Raw genomic sequence first — 2,775 nt, forward strand, 5'->3', positions numbered from 1 at the left:
GCCGATGAGCGTGCCGAGCACCCGGTCGAAATTGCGCTGGCGCGTCATGCTGAACGTCGGCTTGAGGATCACGACGATGGTCAGCAAGACCCAGTAGCCATGTGAGGAGTACGGCAGGTGGTCGGCAATCCACAGCCCAGCAGCGACCGCCATCGAGATGCGCAGCGCAAAGCGCAGCACCGGCGAGCGCCACGTCAGCTCCTCCAGCACCAGCCGCAGCTCGTACTTCTGGCGCGTGAGGAACGGCGTCATGTCCGGGCGCAGCAGCACCTTGGACAACTCCACCGGTGTGGCCGTGGCCGCGTGCAGTTGGGCCATCAGGCGGATCGCGCCGCGCACGGTGGCAATCGACTCCTCCAGCGCGGCAATGGCCTCGATTGGAATGCCGTGGTGACCGTGCTGCACGTCGTTGAACGCGGCGTCGATGGCAGCCATCTCCTGCTCATACGACATGGGCGTAGGTGACGCACGGTCGCGGCCCACGGCGTAGGCGACGCCTTCGATGTCCTGGCGCAGGCGCTCAATGATCCCGTGCAGCAGGCGCAGGATCTCGGCGTCCGCCAGATACTGGCGCAGCAGCGGGTAGTCGGTGTTGGATGACAGCAGGTACTCGTAGATGTCGAGCATCCGCATGTGGATCTGCACGAGGCGCCCGTCACTGGCCGTGCGGTTGTCGCGGAAGACAAAGTCGCGCGCCACCTGCTGCTTGTCTGCCACCGAAATCTGCTGGCGCACCAGCGCGTTGAACTGCTCGTCGAAATCCTTGGAGGCGTCGTAGAAGCCGGCCTTGCGTTCGACGTACACGGCCAGCTCGTACAGGCACTCGGCCAGCACCTGCTCCTTGATGCGGCGCCGCTGGCCCCACGCCACCGCCATCGCAAAGGCCATGTAGCCCATGGCGCCGAGGAAGAACTGCACGGTGTGTTCCACCGCTTCGCGGAAGGCGAACTCCTCGGTAAACGTGAGCGTCATGACGAACAGCGCCGCAAACTGCAGCGGCATCGTCTTGTTGCCGTACGCCACCATCATGCCGGCCAGGAAGGTCACCAGCACGAGCACCACCGGCAGGACGGCGTAGGGCGTGGCCACTGCCACGATGAAGGTGACAGCCGTGGTCAGCAGCACGCACGCCATCATTTCGTTGAACTTGTGCCGCAGCGGGCTGGGCAAGTCCATCAGGCTGGTGCACAGCGCACCGATCGACACCACCATCGCGCCCTGCAGATCCATCACCAGCAGCGCGAGCAGCGTCAGGCCGATCACGCCGGTGGCGGTGCGGATGCCGCGCGATACGTAGTGGCTGTAGAGAAAGGTGCGTGGGTCGTGGGCGTAGTCCATCGGCTGCGCGGATCAGGCGGCCGACTTGCCGCGTGCGGCGCGCGCATCGCGCACAACCTTGCGGCCGGCGGCGCGCTTGCCCAGCCATGCCGAGCGCAGCGGCGACGGGTCGGACGCCAGCGCCAGCGTGAACTGCGGTGTGGCGTCGGTGGCGAGCGTCACATCCAGCGCCATGAGCTCATCGCGGCGGAACACGTGCACGGACACCGTATCGCCAGCGCGATGCCGCGCCAGGGTCTTGTCGAGTTGACCGGCCGGCACGCGCAGGCCGTCCACCGCGACGATCAGGTCGCCAGCGGACAAGCCGGCACGCTGTGCCGGGCTGCCGTCGAATACCTGCTGCAGCTTGACGAAGCCGTTCTCGGCGCCCGATTTGACGCCCAGGGCGAGTGCCGTCTCGGCCGCCTTGCGCGTTGCGCTCACGCCCATCGCCTTGAACAGCGCGGGCAGCGGTGGATCGTCGCGCCCTTCGGTCAACTGGCGCACCAGCGTGCGCAGGCGCAGGCCGGTGATCTCTTCCATCAGGGCGGTCAACCCGGCTTCAGTCACGCCGCGCTGCGTGTGGCCGGCGGCATAGAAGTCGCGGCCGTACGTCACCCACAGGGCGCGCATCACGTCGTCGAGCGAACGTTCGCCGTCGGTCTGTGTGCGGATCGTCAAATCCAGCGCCAGCGCCACGAGCGAGCCCTTGGTGTAGTAGCTGACGATGGCGTTGGGGGCGTTCTCGTCCTGGCGGTAGTACTTCGTCCACGCGTCGAACGAGCTTTCGGCCACGCTCTGCTTCAGGCGGCCGCTGCCGCGCAGCACGCCGTTCCATGTCTTGGCGACCATCTCCAGGTACTGCGCCTCGGAGATCAAACCCGAGCGCACCAGCATCAGGTCGTCGTAGTAGCTGGTGAAGCCTTCGAACAGCCACAGCAGCGGCGTGTGCACCTCGCGGTCGAGCGCATACGGCACGAAGGTAGCCGGCTTGATGCGCTTGACGTTCCAGGTGTGGAAATACTCGTGGCTGACGAGGCCGAGGAAGGTGCGATAGCCCTCGGTGGTCTCATCGCGGCCGGTCACGGGCAGGTCATTGCGTGCGCACATCAGCGCGGTGCTGGCGCGGTGTTCCAGGCCGCCATAGCCGTCGGTCGTGACCATCGTCATGAAGACGTAGCGGCGGTTGCTGTCGAGGAACGGGGCGGTGGCAGTCTGCGGCTCGAACAGGCGGATCTGTGCTTCACAGATGCGCTTGAAATCCCGCGCGATGCGCTCCAGATCGAGGTTCGGCACGCGGCCGGTGAAGACGGCATCGTGCTGCGCACCGCAGGCCTCGAACGAGACCATCTCGAAGGTGCCCATCTCGACCGGGTGGTCGATCAGCTCGTCGTAGTTGGCGGCTTCGTACCAGCCGAAACCGTAGCGCTTGGCGCCAGCCTTGCCCTGGATACGGCC

General features: G+C 66.2%; 2 protein-coding genes. Both read right to left on the reverse strand.

Going from position 1 to position 2,775, the window contains the following annotated elements; translation table 11 throughout:
- On the reverse strand, window positions 1-1,338 hold a 1,338-nt coding region (locus JHD73_RS27360; protein ID WP_199033274.1), incomplete at its 3' end, for an FUSC family protein.
- A 12-nt stretch (window positions 1,339-1,350) separates the two neighbouring features.
- Window positions 1,351-2,775, reverse strand: a 1,425-nt coding sequence (locus JHD73_RS27365) for a M61 family metallopeptidase (RefSeq protein WP_199033275.1), incomplete at its 5' end; no start/stop codon positions are given.

It is taken from the genome of Ralstonia sp. ASV6, assembly GCF_016429285.1.
In the GTDB taxonomy this organism is placed as follows: Bacteria; Pseudomonadota; Gammaproteobacteria; order Burkholderiales; family Burkholderiaceae; genus Ralstonia; species Ralstonia flaminis.